Origin of the sequence: Curtobacterium sp. MCBD17_040 (genome assembly GCF_003234805.2) — a bacterium.
Lineage (GTDB): Bacteria > Actinomycetota > Actinomycetes > Actinomycetales > Microbacteriaceae > Curtobacterium.
The window spans coordinates 1,143,064-1,162,395 of the sequence record NZ_CP126273.1; the positions used below are offsets into that span (position 1 = coordinate 1,143,064).

19 protein-coding genes are annotated in these 19,332 nt (G+C 71.8%); 12 read left to right on the forward strand and 7 right to left on the reverse strand.

Annotated elements, in window-relative coordinates:
- The first annotated feature begins 75 nt into the window (after positions 1-75).
- The 6 genes from DEI94_RS05470 to DEI94_RS05495 all read left to right on the forward strand — a co-directional run bounded on the left by DEI94_RS05470 (position 76) and on the right by DEI94_RS05495 (position 6,585).
- Positions 76-1,416 (forward strand): MFS transporter, encoded by a 1,341-nt coding sequence (locus tag DEI94_RS05470; protein WP_111012727.1) that lies wholly within the window; start codon positions 76-78, stop codon positions 1,414-1,416.
- A complete protein-coding gene (locus DEI94_RS05475) occupies positions 1,403-2,296 on the forward strand; it encodes a cyclase family protein (protein WP_111026798.1) in 894 nt (297 codons plus the stop codon). Before DEI94_RS05470 ends, DEI94_RS05475 begins: the two co-directional genes overlap by 14 nt.
- A gap of 44 nt (positions 2,297-2,340) precedes the next feature.
- Positions 2,341-3,393, forward strand: coding sequence for a four-carbon acid sugar kinase family protein (locus DEI94_RS05480; RefSeq protein WP_111026799.1), 1,053 nt, complete (start codon positions 2,341-2,343; stop codon positions 3,391-3,393).
- Entirely contained in the window at positions 3,390-4,412 is a 1,023-nt protein-coding gene (gene pdxA / locus DEI94_RS05485) for a 4-hydroxythreonine-4-phosphate dehydrogenase PdxA (protein WP_111026800.1), read from the forward strand. Before DEI94_RS05480 ends, pdxA begins: the two co-directional genes overlap by 4 nt.
- Before the next feature lie 179 nt (positions 4,413-4,591).
- Entirely contained in the window at positions 4,592-6,298 is a 1,707-nt protein-coding gene (locus tag DEI94_RS05490) for a sodium:solute symporter family protein (RefSeq protein ID WP_220035601.1), read from the forward strand.
- Positions 6,299-6,318: 20 nt separating this feature from the next.
- Complete coding sequence (locus tag DEI94_RS05495; protein ID WP_111026801.1) at positions 6,319-6,585, forward strand: hypothetical protein; 267 nt, start codon at positions 6,319-6,321, stop codon at positions 6,583-6,585.
- Positions 6,586-6,603: 18 nt separating this feature from the next.
- Here the strand turns inward: DEI94_RS05495 and DEI94_RS05500 are convergent, their stop codons facing one another.
- The 4 genes from DEI94_RS05500 to DEI94_RS05515 all read right to left on the reverse strand — a co-directional run bounded on the left by DEI94_RS05500 (position 6,604) and on the right by DEI94_RS05515 (position 9,699).
- Positions 6,604-8,052: an MATE family efflux transporter gene (locus DEI94_RS05500; RefSeq protein WP_111026802.1), complete on the reverse strand. Its 1,449-nt coding sequence runs from the start codon at positions 8,050-8,052 to the stop codon at positions 6,604-6,606.
- A 117-nt stretch (positions 8,053-8,169) separates the two neighbouring features.
- Positions 8,170-8,619, reverse strand: a complete 450-nt coding sequence (locus DEI94_RS05505; protein ID WP_111026803.1) for a MarR family winged helix-turn-helix transcriptional regulator — start codon at positions 8,617-8,619, stop codon at positions 8,170-8,172.
- 166 nt (positions 8,620-8,785) lie between these two features.
- Entirely contained in the window at positions 8,786-9,271 is a 486-nt protein-coding gene (locus DEI94_RS05510) for a hypothetical protein (protein ID WP_111008521.1), read from the reverse strand.
- Between the two features lie 89 nt (positions 9,272-9,360).
- A complete protein-coding gene (locus DEI94_RS05515; RefSeq protein WP_111026804.1) occupies positions 9,361-9,699 on the reverse strand; it encodes a DUF3140 domain-containing protein in 339 nt (112 codons plus the stop codon).
- A 212-nt stretch (positions 9,700-9,911) separates the two neighbouring features.
- Here DEI94_RS05515 and DEI94_RS05520 point away from each other — a divergent pair, with 212 nt between their 5' ends.
- Both DEI94_RS05520 and DEI94_RS05525 read left to right on the forward strand, forming a co-directional pair.
- Positions 9,912-11,606 carry a glycoside hydrolase family 13 protein gene (locus DEI94_RS05520; RefSeq protein WP_111026805.1) on the forward strand — a complete coding sequence of 565 codons (1,695 nt, stop codon included), beginning with the start codon at positions 9,912-9,914 and terminating at the stop codon, positions 11,604-11,606.
- Positions 11,607-11,684: 78 nt separating this feature from the next.
- Positions 11,685-13,745 (forward strand): S9 family peptidase, encoded by a 2,061-nt coding sequence (locus tag DEI94_RS05525; RefSeq protein ID WP_111026806.1) that lies wholly within the window; start codon positions 11,685-11,687, stop codon positions 13,743-13,745.
- A gap of 79 nt (positions 13,746-13,824) precedes the next feature.
- On the opposite strand, the gene DEI94_RS05530 is transcribed toward DEI94_RS05525, so the two are convergent.
- Positions 13,825-14,196 carry a hypothetical protein gene (locus DEI94_RS05530; protein WP_111008525.1) on the reverse strand — a complete coding sequence of 124 codons (372 nt, stop codon included), beginning with the start codon at positions 14,194-14,196 and terminating at the stop codon, positions 13,825-13,827.
- A gap of 120 nt (positions 14,197-14,316) precedes the next feature.
- Here DEI94_RS05530 and DEI94_RS05535 point away from each other — a divergent pair, with 120 nt between their 5' ends.
- On the forward strand, positions 14,317-15,033 hold the full coding sequence (locus tag DEI94_RS05535; RefSeq protein WP_111026807.1) for a haloacid dehalogenase type II: 717 nt from the start codon (positions 14,317-14,319) through the stop codon (positions 15,031-15,033).
- A 77-nt stretch (positions 15,034-15,110) separates the two neighbouring features.
- The gene (locus DEI94_RS05540) at positions 15,111-15,542 is read left to right on the forward strand and encodes a hypothetical protein (RefSeq protein ID WP_111026808.1); all 432 of its coding nucleotides are present in this window, start codon (positions 15,111-15,113) and stop codon (positions 15,540-15,542) included.
- Positions 15,543-15,619: 77 nt separating this feature from the next.
- Here DEI94_RS05540 and DEI94_RS19735 read toward each other — a convergent pair whose 3' ends face one another.
- Positions 15,620-15,883 (reverse strand): SDR family oxidoreductase, encoded by a 264-nt coding sequence (locus DEI94_RS19735; protein ID WP_111026862.1) that lies wholly within the window; start codon positions 15,881-15,883, stop codon positions 15,620-15,622.
- 85 nt (positions 15,884-15,968) lie between these two features.
- Here DEI94_RS19735 and DEI94_RS05545 point away from each other — a divergent pair, with 85 nt between their 5' ends.
- The gene (locus tag DEI94_RS05545; RefSeq protein WP_349815164.1) at positions 15,969-17,351 is read left to right on the forward strand and encodes a helix-turn-helix domain-containing protein; all 1,383 of its coding nucleotides are present in this window, start codon (positions 15,969-15,971) and stop codon (positions 17,349-17,351) included.
- Here DEI94_RS05545 and DEI94_RS05550 read toward each other — a convergent pair.
- The gene (locus DEI94_RS05550) at positions 17,309-18,397 is read right to left on the reverse strand and encodes an alpha/beta fold hydrolase (RefSeq protein WP_111026809.1); all 1,089 of its coding nucleotides are present in this window, start codon (positions 18,395-18,397) and stop codon (positions 17,309-17,311) included. The two genes, DEI94_RS05545 and DEI94_RS05550, sit on opposite strands and share 43 nt — an antisense overlap.
- 106 nt (positions 18,398-18,503) lie before the next feature.
- Between DEI94_RS05550 and DEI94_RS05555 the strand changes: the two genes are divergently transcribed.
- Positions 18,504-19,298, forward strand: a complete 795-nt coding sequence (locus tag DEI94_RS05555) for an aldo/keto reductase (RefSeq protein ID WP_220035602.1) — start codon at positions 18,504-18,506, stop codon at positions 19,296-19,298.
- Positions 19,299-19,332 lie beyond the last annotated feature (34 nt).

Consider the following 19,332-nt stretch of genomic DNA (forward strand, 5'->3'; position numbering starts at 1 on the left):
GATTCTTGCGCACAACGCGCAATCAAGGAGCCGGCCCGGATGCCGAGCCCCCTCGCCCCCCTCGAGAGGTAGTCCATGAGCGGCACAACGAAGTCGTCGTCCAACCACGTGTTCCTCGTCTGGCTCACGGTGTTCCTCGGGTGGGCGGTGACCACCCTCGACCTGCAGATCGTCAGCTTCGTGCAGGGGCCGATGGCGAAGTCGTTGCACACGAGCACGGGCACCGTCGGCGACGCGTTCTTCCTGTACGCGGTGGGTCTGGGCCTCGGCGCCCTCGTCCTCGGGTACTTCAGCGACCGGCTGTTCGGCCGGAAGCGCGCGTTCATGTACGGCATCATCGGCACCGTCCTCATGACCGGTCTGACCGGTCTCGTGCAGGACGCGCCCCAGCTCATGGTGGTCCGCTTCCTCGCCGGGTTCTTCTCCGGCGGTGAGTGGGCGATGGGCCTCGCGATGCTGTCCGAGTTCGCGCCGGTCAAGCGGCGGTCGCTCATGCTCGCCGGCACCCAGGCCGGCGTCGGCGTGGGCTACGGCCTCGCCAACGTGTTCGCGCAGACCTTCGGCGCCCCGACGGCCGCCGGGTGGCGCGTCGCCTACCTGGCGTCCTTCGCGTTCGCGGCCATCGCGTACCTCGTGCGCCTCGGCCTGCGCGAGTCGCCGCAGTGGGCGAGGATCAAGGAGGCCCAGGAGGCCGCGCCCGGCGAGTTCAAGCAGGGCCTGCGTGCGCTGTTCGCCAAGAAGCAGCTCGGCTACACGCTGATCGCGCTCATCATCGCCTTCCTCATCGGTGCTCCCCAGGGCGGCTGGGACTTCAACTACCCGGCCTGGTACGCCCACGGCGGCATCACCGGACACCCGATCCCCGCGGTGTCGGGCACCACGATCACGTACGCCTACGAGATCGCCCTGGTCGTGTCCACGGTGTTCGGCGGCTGGTTCATGGACAAGGTGTCCGCCAAGTGGACGCTGCCGCTCGTCTGGATCGCGGTGCCGTTCACCCTGCTCATCTGGCTCGCGCCGTTCTCGCAGGGCGTGGTGCCCGTCTCGCTGTACCTGTTCATCGCGGGCTTCTTCCGTCAGCTCGGCTGGAGCGTCACGGCGGCGTACTTCGTCCTCCTGTTCCCGACGCGGATCCGTGGCGTCGGGATGGGACTGGCGGTCGTCGCGGAGTGGTCGCTCGGCTACGGGACCTCGGCCTTCTGGGGCACGAACCTCGTCACGAGCGGCAACTGGAACACGTTCTGGCTCCTGCAGGTGATCCTGCTCGCCCTCATCCCGATCCCGATGGTGATCGCCGGCGTCGAGACCCGCGGGCGCAAGCTCGACTTCCAGGAGGACGTGCTCGAGCCCGGAGCCACGGCCGCCGTCGCGGCGCCCGGTCTCCTCGGGAAGGGGGGACCCCGTGCGCGCGCCTGAGCCCCGCGAGATCGGCCGCGTCGGGGACATCGGTCCCACCGACGTCCTCGACGCCCTCGGGGCCGCCGGACAGGGCCGCGTCTACGACCTCGACGCGGGCCGGTTCGTGGGCATGCCGCAGTGGGATGGACACCCGACCTTCACCCTCACCCCGTACCGCACGCCGCAGGGCATCAAGCGGGCGCAGGACATCCCCCTCTTCGGCGAGCAGCAGAACGCCGCAGGCGTGAGCATGCTGACCGAGCTCATGATCACCGGCATGCACACGGGCACGCACCTCGACGCCCTCTGCCACATCACGGACGCCGACGACACGTGGTTCGGCGGCTTCCACGCGGCGGAGCACAGCAGCGACTTCGGTCCCACCCGGGCCGACGCCGCGAGCATCCCGCCGATCGTGCTGCGCGGTGTCCTGCTCGACGCCGCGGGGTACTTCGACGTCCCGCTGCTCGAACAGGGCCGCGGGCTGTCCCGGGCGGACCTCGAAGCCGTCGCCGCGGCCCAGGGGACGACGATCCCGCCGCGGTCCTGCGTGCTCGTCCGCACCGGCCTCATGTCGGTGTGGCCGGATCCCGCCCGCTACGGGGCCGCCGACGGCGCGGGCCCCGACCTCGAGGCCGCGCGCTGGCTCATCGACGACCTCGGCTGCGTCGTGCTCGGCTCGGACACCTCGACGGTCGAGCAGGTCCCGTCCGCCGACCCGCAGAACCCGCACCCCGTGCACGAGTTCGCTCTGCGGCAGCGCGGCGTCCACCTGCTCGAGAACGCGTTCCTCGAGGACCTCGCGCGTGATGGCGTGGACGAGTTCACGCTCATCTGCCTGCCGCTCAAGATCGCGGGCGCGACCGGCTCGATGGTCCGTCCCATCGCGATCGCGTAGACGGGATCCGAGCAGTGCAGCAGACAGACCGAGGAGGAGACGCGATGGAACGGTGGCTCATCCTCGCCGACGACGTCACCGGCGCGCTCGACAGCGCCGTGGGCTTCGCCGGGACCGGCCTCGTCGAGTACGGGGTGACGCTGCCGGTCCACGTCGACGTCGCGTCCGTCTCGACCGGGTCCCGCGCCAAGCCGACGCACGACTGGGAGACCGACGACCGGTTCGACCGCGACGCCGTCGACCGCCTGTTCGTCAAGATCGACTCCACGCTCCGTGGCTGGCCGGGCGAGCACGTCCGCACCGCCCTCGCGTGGTGGGGCCCGTCCGCGACGGCCGTCATCTGCCCGGCTGCCCCGGCACTCGGCCGCACCGTCACCGACGGCCGCGTGCTCGTCCACGGGACCCCCGCCGCACAGACGGCCGCCGGAGCCGATCCGGTCGCCCCGACCCGCGAGGACCGCCTGCCGGTGCTGTTCGACGCGCCCCTGGTGGACCTCGCGGATCTCCCGGGCGCGATCGGGCACCACCCCGCCGTCGTCGTGGACGCCGCGACCCAGGCGGACCTGGACGCGCTCGCTGCCGTCATCGAGGCCGCCGGGCCCCGTGCCGTCCCCGTCGGCGCGTCGGGCCTCGCCGCCGCGCTCGGCGCACGGCGCTCGCCACGGCAGGCGCCGGGCCCGCGGGCTGCAGGCGTGGTCGTGGTCGTCACCTCGGTGCACCCCGTGTCCCGCGCGCAGATCGACGCCCTGGAGGTCCGGGTGCCGATCGTCTCGCCGCCCGCCCTCGACATCGGGACGGTCACGCACGAGCAGGCCGTCGCGATCGCGCGGGCCACCGCCGACCGTGCCGCCGAGCACGTCCACCGGGATGCCGACGCCGCCGTGGTCGTCATCGGCGGCGACGGCACCGACGCCCTGCTCAGCGCGCTCGGCGCCGAGGGTGTCGAGGTCCTCGGGTCCGTCCTGCCGGGCGTGCCCTGGGGTCGGATCCGCGGTGGTCGCGCCGACGGCACCACGATCGTGACCAAGTCCGGCGGCTTCGGCGACGCCGACACCCTGAACGCCATCATCCGCACCCTCACGAAGGACGAACCATGACCAACCCCACGCTCGCGCTCACCCTCGGCGACGTCGCCGGCATCGGTCCGGAGATCACCGCCAAGGCGCTGCTCGCACACCCCGAACTCCGGGAGATCGCGCGTCCGGTCGTGATCGGCGACGCCGACGCGATGCGCCGCGGGATGCGCGCCACCGGGTTCGACACGGACGCCCTCGTCGTCATCGAGGACCCGCGCGAGGCTCGGAACGACCCGGACACCGTCGAACTCGTGCAGACCGGACCGTCCCTGGCCGACGTCCCGATCGGCGAGCTCAGCGCGGCCGCCGGCGACGGCGCCTACCGCTTCGTCGTCGAGGCCTGCTCCCTCGTCAGGGCCGGCCGCGCCGACGCGATCGTCACCGCGCCGCTCAACAAGGCGGCGATGCACGCGGGCGGCCACGACTTCGCCGGCCACACCGAGCTGCTCGCCCACGAGTTCGGCGTCAAGGACTACAGCCTCGTGCTCTCGGCCGGGGACCTCTACGTGTTCCACCTCACCACGCACGTGTCGCTCCGCCGTGCGATCGAGGACGTCACCGTCGAGCGGACGACCCAGGTGCTGAACCTCGCACACGGGCTCGCCCGGGCCCTCGGGCGTCCGGAGGAGCGGATCGCCGTCGCCGGCCTCAACCCGCACGCGGGCGAGAACCGGCTGTTCGGCGACGAGGACGCCGACGTCCTCACCCCGGCGATCGAGGCCGCCCGCGAGCGGGGCATCCCCGTCGACGGACCGATCCCCGCCGACGCGCTGTTCCCCGCGGCGATGCGCCGGGGCCGCTGGAACCTGCTCGTCGCGTGCTACCACGACCAGGGCCACGCCCCCTTCAAGTCGGTCTACGGCGACGACGGGGTCAACATCACCGTCGGTCTGCCCGCGGTGCGCGTCTCCGTGGACCACGGCACGGCGTTCGACATCGCCGGGACCGGACAGGCGAACGAGGCGAGCATGCTGCTCTCGTGCGTCCGGGCGGCCGAGCTCGCCCCGGGCTGGGGCGCGGTGGTCGACGCGCTCAGCTGATCCGGGGGAACGGCCGGGAGGCACGGTGCGGGTCGGACCCGCACCGCACCTCCCGGCCGTCGTCGTGTGCGCAGCGTCCACACGTCACGCTGGACGAACCGACCAATTCGCTGAGATTCTCCCGGGCGCGACCTCATAGGGTCGAGGACGTTTGGCGCGCCCGATCGTGAGGAGATCCTTTGTCGTCATCGCTGCACCCGGCCCTGCTGGCCGCATCCGCCGGAGGAGGCGGACTCCGGATCAACGCCCACGCGATCGACTACGTGCTCGTCGCCGTGTACTTCGCGCTCGTGCTGGCCATCGGTTTCGTCGCACGGCGCCAGGTGTCGAGCAGCCTGGACTTCCTGCTCTCGGGTCGGTCGCTGCCGGCCTGGGTCACCGGACTCGCGTTCATGTCGGCGAACCTCGGGGCGACCGAGCTCCTCGGCCAGACGGCCAACGGCGCGCAGTACGGGGAACAGACGTTCCACTACTACTGGATCGGCGCGATCCCGGCGATGGTGTTCCTCGGGCTCTTCATGATGCCCTTCTACTACGGGTCGAAGGCCCGCAGTGTGCCGGAGTTCCTGCGGCGCCGGTTCAACCCGACGACACAGCGGTTCCAGGCCGTCCTGTTCGCGGTGGCGTCGGTGCTGCTCGCCGGCGTGAACCTCTACGCGATGGCCCTCGTCGTGAACGCGCTCCTCGGCTGGCCGATCTGGGTCGCGATCGTCGTCGCCGGCGCGGTCGTCCTCGTCTACACGTTCATCGGCGGCCTGTCGGCCGCGATCTACAACGAGGTCCTGCAGTTCTTCGTCATCGTCGCGGCGATGGTCCCGATCACCTTCGTCGGTCTCGCTCGCGTGGGCGGATGGCACGGCCTGGTGCAGAAGATCTCGGCGCAGCCGCACTCGCAGGGCAGCCTGAATCCGTTCCCGGCACACGAGCTGACCGGCATCATGAACTCGTTCGGCAGCGTCGTCGGCGTCGTGCTCGGCCTCGGCTTCGTGACCTCGTTCGGGTACTGGACGACGAACTTCACCGAGGTCCAGCGTGCGTTCTCGGCGAAGGACGCCTCGGCCGCGGTCCGGACCCCGCTCATCGCCGCGATCCCGAAGACGCTGGTCGCCTACGTGATCATCATCCCGGGCATGATCGCCTCGGTCCTCATCCCGTCGATCGCGCACCTCAAGGAGGGCCTGCCCTCGCACGCCGCCTACAACGACGTCGTGCCGCTGCTGCTCCAGGAACTGCTGCCGAACGGGTTCCTCGGCGTCGCGCTGGCCGGTCTGCTCGCGTCGTTCATGGCCGGCATGGCCGCGAACGTCAGCTCGCTCAACACGGTGTTCACGTACGACATCTGGCAGGACTGGATCAAGCCCGGTAAGTCGGACCGCTACTACCTCAACGTCGGACGCGTGGTGACGATCGCGGGTACCGCGGTGGCGATCGGGACCGCGTTCATCGCGGGCGGGTTCAGCAACATCATGGACTACATCCAGACGCTGTTCTCGTTCTTCAACGTGCCGCTGTTCGCGATCTTCATCCTCGGCCTCCTCTGGAAGCGGATGACGGGTCCGGCGGGCTGGTCGGGCCTCCTGGCCGGCGTCGTGGGCGCGGTCGTCGTGTTCGTGATGAACCAGTCGGGCGTGATCGCGCTCTCGGGTCAGGGCTCGAGCTTCCTCGGCGGTGGCGTCGGGTTCGCGCTCGCGCTGCTCGTGGCGGTCATCGTGTCCTACCGGACCGCACCGAAGCCGGAGTCCGAACTCGTGGGCCTCGTCCGCGGTCTGTCGCCGCACAAGCTGTCCGACCTGCCGCCGGCGCCCTGGTGGCAGCGGCCGAAGGTCCTGGCGGTCATCGTGCTCGTGATCACCGCACTCAGCTACATCCTCTTCATCGTCTACTGACCCTCCACGAAAGGTCCACCATGGCGCGTCAGAACCGGGTCGTCGAGCAGCTCTTCGACCTCCGCATGATCATCGCGGTGCTCTTCACGATCTACGGCATCGTCTGCCTCATCTGGGGCCTCGCGTTCACCACCCAGCGCGAACTCGACAAGGCCGCGGGCACGAACGTCAACCTCTGGGCCGGCATCGGCATGCTCGTCGTGGCCGCCCTGTTCGTCGTCTGGGTGGTCCGCAGCCCGCTCACCGCACAGGCCGAGCGGGCGCAGGCGGAGCAGACCGAGGACTGAGCCCGCGGGCCGGGCTGCTCACGCCTCGTCGAGCACGGCCTCCGCGCGCTCCGGGCTGCCCTCGGCGAGCCCGCGGTCGATCGAACCGCGGAGCCCGGACCACATGACGATCCCGGCGACGAGGACGAGGCCCTCGCTGACGGTGAGCGCCCAGATGATGCCCCCGAGGCCGAACCACAGGTTCGCCAGGATCACGATCGGGATGAAGAGCACCCCCTGGGTGACCGACATGATCGTCGCAGGCAGGGCGCGGCCGGTCGCCTGGAACAGCGACGTGATCAGGCCGGTGAACCCGTTGCAGATCATCGACACGAGCTGCGCGGTGATGATCGTGGCGCCGAGGGCGAGCAGCGCGTGGTCCGCGACGAACAGTGAGAACACCTGGTCACGGAAGGCGAAGACGACCCCGGAGAACACGAAGGCGATGCCGCCGACGGTGATCGCCGAGCCGCGGAGCGCCGCAGCGAGCCGTGCCCGGTCGCCCTTGCCGAACGTGTAGGCGAGCAGCGGCAGGACCCCGAGCGTGACGCCCATGATGAGGAACTCCGGCACCTGCGCGATCCGCACGGCGACTCCCATCGCGGCGAGGGGGCCGTCGCCGTAGCCCGCTGCCAGGTTGTTGAGCACGAGCGACGTCACGATGAGGAACGCCGACTGCAGCAGCTCGCCGATGCCGACCCCGAACACGGGCCGCATGATGGCGGGGGAGAGCGTGAACCATCGCGGCGCGAGGCTGACGTGCTCGCTGTGCCGGGTCAGCCACGTGACGAAGTACACGACGGTCACGAGGTTCGACAGCCCGACCGACAGTGCCGCGCCGGCGACACCCCAGCGCAGCACGAGGATGAACAGCACGTCGAACACCAGGTTGCCGACCGTGGACGCGATGAGGCCGATCATCACCTGCCGTGCGGCGCCCTCGGCGCGCACGAGTTGCTCGAGGCAGAACGCCGCGGCGAGCACCGGGACGAAGGCGAGCATGACCGCGACGAACGCGCTCGTCGCGGGGACGGCCACACCGTGCGCGCCGAGGGCGAGCACCAGGGGGTGCAGGACCACGAGGCCGACGCTGCCGAGCACCGCGCCGACGATCACCGCACCCCACACGGAGAACGCGGCGACGTGCTTGATCTCGCCCGCCTCCGCGGGATCCTGTTCCGACGCGCCGAGCAGCCGCGAGATGAGGGCACTGCCACCGGTCCCGAACACACCGCCGACGGCCATGACGAGCCCGAGGATCGGCGAGCCGAAGGTGACGGCGGCGAGCAGCGTCGCGTCGTGCAGCGAACCGATGAACCCGGCGTTGACGACGTTGTAGACGGCTCCGACGATGAGCGCGGCGGCCATCGGGATGCAGAGGTGGACGAGCGCCCGCACGATGGGCGCGGCGGACAGGTACCAACGGTTCGTGCCGATGGCGGGGGCGGCGACCGATGCGTCGACGGTGGTGGGGGCTGAGGTGCTCATGGTGACTCCTCGAGGGCAGGGTGGAGCCCGGTTCCGGGCATGACGGATGGCGCGCCGACGGACGCCGGCACGGCGGTGGTGGGGGTGCGACCCGCGGACGGGCGCGCGGGCGACTGGCTACTGCTCCCGCGTCGGACGAGGGAGTGCGGAGGTCACCTTGGTGAGCAGGGCGTGGAGGGTGTGACGTTCCTCCTCGCTCAGGGGCGCGAGGATGGTCTCCTCGGCGTCCCGCATCGCGTCGTCGAACCCGGCGATGAGCGCGGCGCCGGCCTCGGTGGCGTACACGCGTTTGCTCCGTTCGTTCCCGAGTTCCGTGCGGCGCTCGATGAGTCCGCGTCGTTCGAGCCCCTGCAGGAGACTCGAGACGCTGGCCGGGGTCGTCCGTGTCATCGCGGCGATGTCACGCTGGATCGCACCGGGGTTCTGCACGAGGAACCCGAGTGCGAAGCCCTGCTGGTGGCTCAGCTCGCGCTGCCGGATCCAGTCCAGTCCGGCCTGCTGCTGCGCCCAGCCGACCCACCGGAGCAGGTCCAGGTTGGTCGTGAGTTCGGGCTCCTGTTCGATCATGGTCAGAACTCTGACAGTTCGACGTCTAACTGTCAAGGATCAAACCGACCGATCCTGTGCGGGGCGCGACGGCCGGGAGGCGCGTGACGGCCGGGAGCGCACGACGGCCGGGAGGCGCACACGGCGCCTCCCGGCCGAGAGTGGTCCTGCGGTGGTGGTCCGGGGGTCAGTACCCGAGCGGCTGCGCACCCGTCTTCCGCGCCTTGACCGCGGCGAAGTAGGCGCTCGACGGCCGGAGGTACATGAGGATCGTCGCGACGATGGCGGCGACCTCACCGACCGCGTTGATGCCGTGGCCCCCGAGGATGGTGAAGAGCGACAGGATCGTCAGGATGAAGAGCACGATGCGCGCCCAGTTCGCCCCGCGACGCATGAACACGTCGAACAGGGCGAACGCGATGATGGAGAGCACGCCGATGACGATCGCGATCACGAGTCCGGCGACGAGCGCGGCGTGCACCGTCGACTCCGAGAGGTTGCTCGACGTCGACGCGACCCGTCGCTTCGCTTCGTCCTCCGCCGTGCCGAAGGTCGAGATCGAGACGATCAGGCTGACGATCTGGGCGAGCACGGCGAGCATGAACAGCCAGAACGCGGCGTTCACCAGCGTCGGTGGGGTGGCACGGGTCTGGCGCTCGGAGGCGTAGGTCATCGGGACTCCTTCGTCGGAAGCATGAGCGTGGTTCGACTGTGAGTCTGCCCGTTCAGCGGCCGTCGCGTCCGCTGGCATGTGTGCCCCGCTCAGGTCGAGGGCTTGAGCGGGTCGTGCCCGATGGACATGAGCCGGTGCCGCCACTCGGCGTCGCCGGCCGTCGGCTCGCGGTCGTCGCCGCGCTCGGCCTGCACCTCGGCGACCACGGTCTCCATGACGGTGACGTCGTCGTCGGTCAGGTCCGTCCTGCGCTTGCCGAGGATCTCGAGCACGGCGCGCGGGCGCTCGTCACCGGCCTGGTCGGCGAAGGCCTCGCTGTCCGGCTGCGACGCATCGGTCTCGAGCCACTCGCGGAGTTCCCGCGAGGTCATGTTGACGGCCGCGTGGAAGTCGTCCCAGAGGGCGTCGTCGATGTCGGTGTGGGCCATGGAACCTCCTGCGTGGGTGGGAGAGCGGACCGGTCGGACCGCGGACGAGGACCGGTCCGACGCTAGACGTCGGGTGCCGCGCCCCTTCAGCTGCGGGTCAGGGACGCGGGAAGCGGGCCTGTCGCCGTCGGAAGCGCCATGCTGGGGTGATCGTCCGCCGTTCGTCGACGTCCCTCGTGCAGGGACCACGACCATCCCAGGAGGCCAGCCCCATGTCCGAACCCGCCACCCCGGGCCCCACCGCACGCGACGACGGCGAGCTCATCGCCATCGACGGCACCGACCCAGACTGGTGGCGCCAGGCCGTCGTCTACCAGGTGTACCCGCGGAGCTTCGCCGACAGCAACGGGGACGGCCTCGGCGACATCGCCGGTGTCACGAGTCGCGTGCCGTACCTGCAGCGGCTCGGCGTCGACGCCATCTGGCTCAGCCCGTTCTACCCGTCCGCCCTCGCCGACGGTGGGTACGACGTCGCGGACTACCGGAACGTCGACCCGCGGCTCGGCACGCTCGACGACTTCGACGCCATGGTCGCCGCCGCGCACGACGCCGGCATCAAGGTGATCGTCGACATCGTGCCGAACCACAGCTCGAACGACCACGCGTGGTTCCGGGAGGCGCTCGCCGCCGAGCCCGGTTCCGCCGCCCGCGAGCGCTACGTGTTCCGCGACGGGCTCGGCGACGACGGGCAGATCCCGCCCTCCACGTGGCAGTCGAACTTCGGTGGCAGCGCCTGGACCCGCACCACGGACCCCGATGGCACACCGGGCCAGTGGTACCTGCACCTGTTCGCGCCCGAGCAGCCCGACTTCAACTGGGCGAACCCGGAGATCCGCGAGGACTTCCACACCACGCTCCGGTTCTGGGCCGACCGCGGGGTGGACGGGTTCCGCGTCGACGTCGCACACGCCCTCGCGAAGGACCTCAGCGAACCACTGCGCGACGCGAACCCGAAGGACTTCGACCTCCCGCTCGACGGCAGCGACCCGCTGTACGACCGCGACGAGGTGCACGAGATCTTCAGCGGCTGGCGGCGGGTGTTCGACGAGTACGACCCGCCCCGCACCGCGGTCGCCGAGGCGTGGGTGCCGAGCGCGCGGGTCGCCCTCTACGCGCGGCCGACCGAGCTCGGGCAGGCGTTCAACTTCGACCTGCTCCGCGCCGACTTCGACGCCGGCACGTTCTCGCGGATCATCGACGACAACCTGCGGCTCGCGGCCGAGAGCGGTGCGTCGAGCACGTGGGTGCTCTCGAACCACGACGTCATCCGCCACGCCTCCCGCTACGCGCTGCCCGCCGGTGCGGACGAGGAGGACTGGCTCATGTCCGGCGGCACGCGTCCTGCGGCGGACGAGACCCGGGGACTCCGCCGCGCCCGCGCCGCCACGCTCCTCCTGCTCGCGCTGCCGGGCTCGGCGTACCTGTACCAGGGCGAGGAGCTCGGACTCCGTGAGGTCGCGGACCTCCGCGAGGGCGACCTCCAGGACCCGGTGTGGGTCCGGAGTGCGCACACGCGCAAGGGCCGTGACGGCTGCCGTGTCCCGCTGCCGTGGGACACGTCGACGCCGGCGTTCGGGTTCGGCCCGGCCGCGCCGCACCTGCCGCAGCCGGCGTGGTTCGCCGACCTCGCCGTGTCCGTGCAGGACGGTGCGCCCGACTCGACGCTCGAGCTCTACCGGGCCGCACTCGGCGCCCGCCACGCGCTGCAGCAGGGCGAGGACCTCCGCTGGCTCGACGCTCCGGGGCCGGACGCGATCGCCTTCGCCCGGCACGACGGCTGGGTGTGCGCGATGAACTTCGGGACCGACCCCGTGCCCGCGCCCGCCGGCTCGGTCGTCGTCGCGAGCGGTCCGCTCACCGCGGCTGGCGTGCTCCCGGGGGAGACCACGGTCTGGGTGCGTTCCTGACCGCTGACCGGCAGCGGTGCCTGACCGCTGACCGGCAGCGAGAACGCTGGTCGGCGCCCCGCCGTACGCTCGGAGGCGATGACCTCCTCGCTCTTCGCAGCCCTCGACTCGTTCATCCGCCACCCCCGCGTCACGGGCCTCGCGCTCAGTCACGACGGCGCCCGCCTCGTCGCGACCGTGCAGGAGCCCGACGCGGACGCCGCCCGGTACCGGAGCGCGCTGTGGGAGGTCGACCCCGTCGGTGATCGCCCGCCGGTCCGCCTGACGTCCTCGGAGCAGGGGGAGTCGTCGCCCGCGTTCACCCCGTCCGGCGACCTGCTCTTCACGTCGAGCCGTCCCGACCCGCGCAGCGGCGAGAACACGGAGGACCCCGCGCTCTGGTCGCTGCCAGAACACGGTGAGCCGATCCGCGTCGCGACGAGTCCCGGTGGCGTCGGGAGTCCGCTCGTCAGCCGCTCGGGCGTGGTGATCGTGACCGGCAGCCGCCTGGTCGGCTCGTCCGACGCCGACGAGGACCGAGCCCGCCGCGAGCGCCGGAAGGACCAGGCGGTCACCGCGATCCTGCACGACGGCATGCCCATCCGCTGGTGGGACCACGAACTCGACGACACCGAGGCGCGCCTGCTCGTGCTCGATGACGCGGGGGCCGCTGACCCTGCGCCGGCCTCCGACCGGGAGGCCCGTCCCACCCCGCTCCGGGACCTCGCCCCCGACGCGGGGCAGCGCTTCCGGAACCCAGAGTTCGACATCGCTCCGGACGGCTCCTTCGTCCTCGCTCGCGCCACCGAGCGGGTCACGCGCGGACGCTCGCATGCCGTGCTCCTCCGGATCGACGTCGCGACGGGGGAGCGATCGGTCGTCGTCGACGAGGACGGCGCCGACGCGAGCCAGGCGCGGATCGCGCCCGACGCCTCCCGGTTCGCCGTCGCGATGCGCGTGCGCGGGACGTACGACTCCCCGCACCAGGAGTGGATCGAGGTCCGCAGCATCGACGGCGGCGCAGCGGTGCGGCTTGACCTCGGCGACATGACAGCGAACGACGTCGCATGGACGGCCGACGGAACGGGCCTCCTGGTGACGGGTGACCTGCACGGCGCGGGGGCGGTCGTCCTCGTCGACCCGACCTCCGGTGCCATCGTCCGATGGCTCGTCACCGACGCGTCGTACTCGAACCTCCTCGTGCACCCGGACGGGCGGACGCTGTTCGCGCTCCGCTCGGCGATGGACCGTCCGGCGAGCCCGGTGCGGCTCGACGTGACCGCGGAGGACCAGACGCCCGCGTTCCTCCCGGCCCCCGGCGTGGTCGACACCCTGCCCGGCACCGTGCAGCGAGTATCGGCCGAGGTCGACGGCGTCGAGGTGCCCGGATGGTTGTTCCTGCCGGACGACGCGCACCGCGGCAATGGCCCGGCACCCGTCATGACGTGGGTGCACGGCGGACCGTTCTCGTCCTGGAACGCCTGGTCGTGGCGCTGGTGCCCCTGGCTCGCCGTCGAGCGCGGGTACGCCGTCGTGCTGCCCGACCCGGCGCTCTCGACCGGGTACGGCGACGAGTGGATCGCGCGGGCCTGGCCGCACCGCGCCGCGATCGTGTGGCGTGAGGTCGAGGGCGTGCTCGACGCCGTCCTCGCCGACAGCGACCACCGCCTCGACCCGACGCGGACGGCGTTGCTGGGCGCGAGTTTCGGCGGGTACATGACGAACTGGATCGCCGGCCACACCGACCGCTTCGACTGCATCGTCACGCACGCCGGGCTCTGGTCGCTCGACCAGCAGCACGACACGACCGATGCCGCCGAGAACAAGAACGGGATCTTCGGCACCGAGCAGGAGCACCCGGACTGGTACGCGCAGAACTCGCCCGACCGGACCGCCGAGGCGATCACGACGCCGATGCTGCTCATCCACGGGAACCGGGACTACCGCGTGCCGATCTCCGAGGCGCTGCGGGCGTGGTGGGACCTGGTATCGGGGTTCCCGGGCGCGCCCGAGGACATGCCGCACCGGTTCCTGCAGCTCACGAGCGAGAACCACTGGGTGCTGTCGCCGTCGAACTTCCGCGTGTGGAGCGAGACCGTCTTCACGTTCTGCGACCAGCACGTCCGCGGCGGGGAGGCCCTGACCAACCGGATCGACTGAGGAATCGCGATGGACTGACGCGGCCGCATCGAGGGCCGTCGCCCGTTCGTCCCGGCGCGGCCCGCCGGCCTCGGTGCCCTCACATCTCGGACAGCGCCACGCTCATCATCGCGACGACGGCGAGGACCGCGACCCCGAGTGCCACCGCGCTGAGGGCCAACGCGGGCCGCACGGCGAGTGCGCGCCGCCGGTCCGGGTCACCGGACCGACCGGGGACGAGCCGCTGCACGAACGGGAGCCGGCCACGGGCCGCCAGGTAGACCACCGCCGGGACGGCGAACGCAGGCACGGCGAGGTAGACGACGAACTCCGAGCACGCGCCCACGACGATCGCGACGGTCAGCAGGACGAGCACCCGCCCGGCTCGACCGAGGTCCTTCCGGACGAGCGCATCCGTGATCGGCAGGGCGATGCAGAGACACATGACGGGTACCAGGACGAGGAAGGGCATGGGAACGGCCTCCAGGGATCCGCGGGCGGGTGGTACCGATCGTGGCGGACCGTGCACCGGAGCGGCATCCGTCGTGAGGATGACCGTCCCGCGGTCGGAAGTGATCCGTAGGTTGGGCGCATGACCGACCACGGAACGGGCGTCGACGCACTCCTCGTCGACACCATCGGCACCGTCGTCGACGACGTCGGGACCATCCGGGACCGTCTGGCGGTGGCGCTCGCCGCGCATGCCGGACACGACGTCGACGCGATCGCCCGTCGATGGGACGACCTGATGGACGCCGCCATGGCGGCGGTCAACGCCGGGGAGGCCCCCTGGCGCCCGCACCGCGCGATCCGACGGGAGGCCCTCGACGACCTCGTCGCGGACGGCTCGCTCCCTGCGCTGTCGGCCGACGAACACGACGCGCTCGTGGACGTCACCGAGACGCTCCGGCCGTGGCCCGATTCGGCGGACGCCCTCGCGACGCTGGGACGGCAGGTGGTGGTCGCGTCCCTGTCGAACGCGGACCTCGACGAGCTCGCCGCGCTGTCGCAGCGTGCCGGACTGCGCTGGCACGCCGTGGTCTCCGCGCAGTTCGCGCGTGCCTTCAAGCCCGCGGCCTCGGTGTACCGGACGGCGTTGGAGCTGCTCGGCGTCCCCGCCGGCCGCACGATGATGGTGGCGGCGCATCCGTGGGACCTCCGGGCGGCGGCCTCGCTCGGCATGCAGACCGCGTTCGTCGCTCGCCCGTCCGCCGACGCTCCGGCGCCCGATGACCGCTTCACGATCACGGTGCGCGATCTCGCTGACCTCGGCGATCGACTTCCGACTCTGACGCACCGGCCGGACTGAGACCGGGCCGCGACCGCCTGAAGTGGTCATCCCCTCGGTGGATGTGCGAGCACTTCTCGCGTTGCCATGCTGCCGTCATGGGGAACGACGGGGTGTGGGCGGGCTTCGACGACGAGTGGGCGCCGGACCCGCTGGCCGATCGGCGTCCGCGGGGGAGTGCGGGCGCGTCGGTCGTGGGGATGACGTTGCTCGTCGGCTACGCGGCCGCGCTCCTGGGCGCTTACCTCGTCCTGCTGGCCCTCGTGCGTCACGAACCGCACGCGGCGCTCACGACACCCTCGTGGTGGGTGCAGGTGGCCGCCCTGCTGCTCGGGCTGTTGTCCGTCGGCTCGGTCATCGCCGCGACGAGCGTGCTCATGCTCGGCGTCCGAGGCACCCGGTCCGCCGACCCGGGACACCGCACGCTCGGGGTCGTCGTCGTCGTCCTCGGCGCGATGGCCGTCCCCGTGTCGTTCTGGGTGCTCGTGACCGGTGGCGTCACCGCGCTGTTCGGCTTCGGCGGGTTCTGACACCGCTCGCCGACTCGGGCGTTCCCCGAGATCCGCGGGAGCTGCGTCCCGCTGACCGGTACCCGGTGGGCCTCCAGTCAGCCGCGGAGGCGCGTGGAGGCGATCCCGCCGTCCACGTCGAGCGTCCCACCGTTGACGCAACACGCCCTCGTCCGAGGCCACCCAGCGGACGGCGACCGCGACGTCCACCGGCGGACCGGCACGCCGGCCGGCGTCCCCTCGGTCATCGCCGCGAGCAGCTCGCTCGAGTCGGCGTTCCCCGGGGTGGCCGTCGCGCCCGGCGCCACCGTCGAGACCCGGACGCCGGTGCCGGCGAACTCCGCCGCCCACGCACGGGTCACGGATCAGGCCCCGCGCCTCCTGGCCGCTGTCGGCAACCGCGAGGGCGACGTCGTCGCCGCCGCCACGGACCTCCTGACCCGCCGGATGGCGGAGCCCTGGTCGGTCGCGGACCTCGCCGCGGCGCTCGCCTCGAGCGAGTCGACGCTGTTCGCACGCTTCCGCCAGGTCACGGGCATGACGCCCGTGCAGTACCTCAGGCGGGTCCGCCTCGGCGAGGCCCGGCACCGGATGGTCGTCCTCGACGAGACCGCGATGCGGGCCGCCACCGCCGTCGGCTATCGCAGCGCCTCGCACTTCTCCCGCGACTACCGCGCGATGTACGGAGCACCGCCGGCGGCCGACGCCGAGCGCGCCCGGATGCAGCTCACGACGGGCGCCGCCGTCGTCCTCCGGATCGTCGGCGATCACCGCGGCCTCGGTCAGCCAGGAGGTCGCGTCGGGATCCCACCCCGCGAGCACGGTCGCGCCGTCGAGGACGTCCAGGGCACGTCCCGCGGTCGCGAGGTATCCGGTCACGGACAGGTGGATCGCGTCGAAGTCACGCGCGGCGGCGCGGTAGTCGGGGATGTACCAGCGGGCCTCGCGTCCCGTCGATTCCCACCACTCCCGTCGTCGCGCCCACCGGACGTCCATCGGGAAGCGAGCGACGAGCGCGGTCCAGTCGTCCGGCCCGTGGACCTCGTACACGCGAGCGTCGGCATCGGGCGTGAGCCGGTACGTCCATGCCTCCTCGTCGCCGAATCCGTCCTCCACGAGCGCCAACCCCGTCGCACCAAGCGCACCGACCCGGCGCGTGGACGAGGGGAGGAACGCCGCATCCCGATCCTCCCCACCGAACGCGTACGGGGTCGACCACCATGCGCCGCTCATCGACCGCTCGACCGGGCGAGTGATGCGGTACTCGGCGTCCTCGTTCCGCTGGTTCTCGTGCCACCGTTCGAGGGTGGCGGCCGCCGGGCCGGGGCTCGCCATCGGCTGCTGCTGCCCGTCACGCACCGCACGGACGACCCATTGCCCGTCGTGGTCGAGGTCCGTCGACCACCAGGCGGCCGCGTCCGACGCGAGGACGGCCTCCGCGACCGGTCGGAGGGCCTCCTGGATGACCGGGAGGCCGCTGAGCGCCTCCTCGATCAACGGCGGCTGCCAGGGCATGGACGAGTCGACGGCGCGGCCGAGCGCCGGGAACAACGAGAGCGGCTCGGTCCGTGCTCGGACGGCCCGCACGGGCGCCACCGCCAGGGCACGCGCCAACGGGCGCACGAGCGCTCCGTCGACGTCGAGCTGGTCGAGGCGGGCGAAGCCGCTCCTGGCCGCGCCTCCGACGGTCAGGCTGTCGGTCGTGTCCACGCCGAGTTCCTCTGCGACGGCGAGGCACAGCATCCGGAACCGCGGCGCCGCCAGGAGCTGACCGAACGACGCCGCCGTCACCACCCGACCTCGACCGCTCGTCGGACGCCCCACAGGTAGTCGTCGGGTCGCTCCCACGCCGCGAAGTGCCCGCCGTGCTCGAACTCACGCCAGTCCACCATCCGGAAGCGTCGTTCGGCGAACCGTCGCGGCGCGTTGACGAGGTCGGCGGGGAACACTGTCATCACGGTCGGTACGTCGATGCGACCCCAGTCCTTGCCGCCGCCCACCGCGTAGGGCGCGAACGACGTGCCGATGCATCCGCTGACCCAGTAGGCGGTGATCCAGGTGAGCAGCTCGTCGCGCGAGAACGGCGGCGTGTCCACCGCCTGGTCGGTCCAGCGGTCGAGCTTCTCGCCGATCCAGGCGGCGAGGCCGGCAGGCGAGTCCGCGAGCCCGACGGACAGCGTGTTCGGACGCGTCGACTGCTCGTGCATGTACCCGCCCTCGTCCCGTTGCCACTGTCGACCGCGCTCGACGTACGCGCGCTCCTCGTCGTCGAGGTCGTCGGGGAGGCCGCCGAGGAAGTGGTACTGCGACACGTCCGTCAGGTGCAGCGCAGCCACCGCTCCGGGGTGCCGGGCCGCGATCGCCTCGCCCACGTCACAGCCGACGTCCCCGGCCGAGACGACGAACCGGTCGAACCCGAGGTCGAGCATCGCGGCGTGCACCGCGTCCGCCATCTCGATCGCCGACCAGCCACTCCGCTCCGTCGCCGCGGCGAACGGGAAGCCCGGCAGCGCCGGAACGACGCACGTCACGTCGTCGACGCGGTCGAGCACCCGCTCGAACCGGAGGACCGAGTCCGGCCACCCGTGCAGGAACAGGACGACCGGGGCGTCGGCGCCCGCACGGTGGACGATCGCGTTCACCGGTGTCGCCGACCCCGAGCGCACCCATGGCCGGGCGAGGACGCGCGCCTCGTGGTCCTCCCACCGGTAGGCGTCGGCCCAGTGGTCGAGGAGGGCGTCGAGGTCGCGCCCCGCCATGCCGAGGTCCTGACCGGCGCGGTCGACGGCAGGCAGCACCCGGCGTGCGCGCACGCGCTCGCGCAGGTCCCGCAGGACGTCCGGATCGACGGGGTGGAGGACGGTCCTCGTGCTCATGTCCCCATGCTGCACCGGGGGAAGCGACGAGGACAGGGGTCGTGCCTCCCGGCCGGTCGGCGAGTGAACGCTCACCCACGCCCGCCTGGCGGAGTAGACAGGCGTCATGCCCAACGACGCGTACAACGAACCAGCCGTCGCCCTGCCCACCGCCTCGATGCCGCTGCTCGGCTTCGGCACCTGGCAGATCGAGGACGCCGACGCCCCCGCTGCCGTGAGCTCGGCCCTCGAGGCCGGCTACCGCCACATCGACACCGCCACCGGCTACGCCAATGAGCGCGGGGTCGGTCGGGCCGTCGCCGAGTCCGGACTCGACCGCGACGAGGTGTTCATCACCACCAAGCTGCCGCCGGAGCACGGCGGCCGTGAACGGCAGACCATCTCCGAGAGCCTGGACAAGCTCGGCGTCGACCAGCTCGACCTGTGGCTCGTGCACTGGCCGCCGAACGGCGAGGCGACCCCGGCGGTGTGGGAGCAGGTCATCGCCGCCCAGCAGGACGGTCTGACCAAGGCCATCGGCGTCAGCAACTACTCGCTGGCGCAGATCGACGAACTCATCGACGCGACCGGCGTGACCCCGTCGGTGAACCAGGTGCGCTGGAGCCCTGCGGAGTACGACGTCGCGTTCGCGCAGGGACTGGCCGAGCGGGGCGTCGTCCTCGAGGGGTACAGCCCGTTCAAGGCCTCGAACCTCCAGGACCCGACGTTCCTCCGCATCGCCGAGGCGCACGACGCCGACGCCGCGCAGGTCATCGTCGCATGGCACATCGCGCACGAGTTCGTCGTCATCCCGAAGTCGTCGCAGCCGGAGCGCATCCGCTCGAACGCGCGCGGCGTGACGTTCCAGCTGACCGAGGACGAGGTCGCCGCGATCGACGCCCTGGGGACTTCCGCGGCCTGAGCCGTCGGGAGGCCCGCCCCAGCGCGGACCTGGC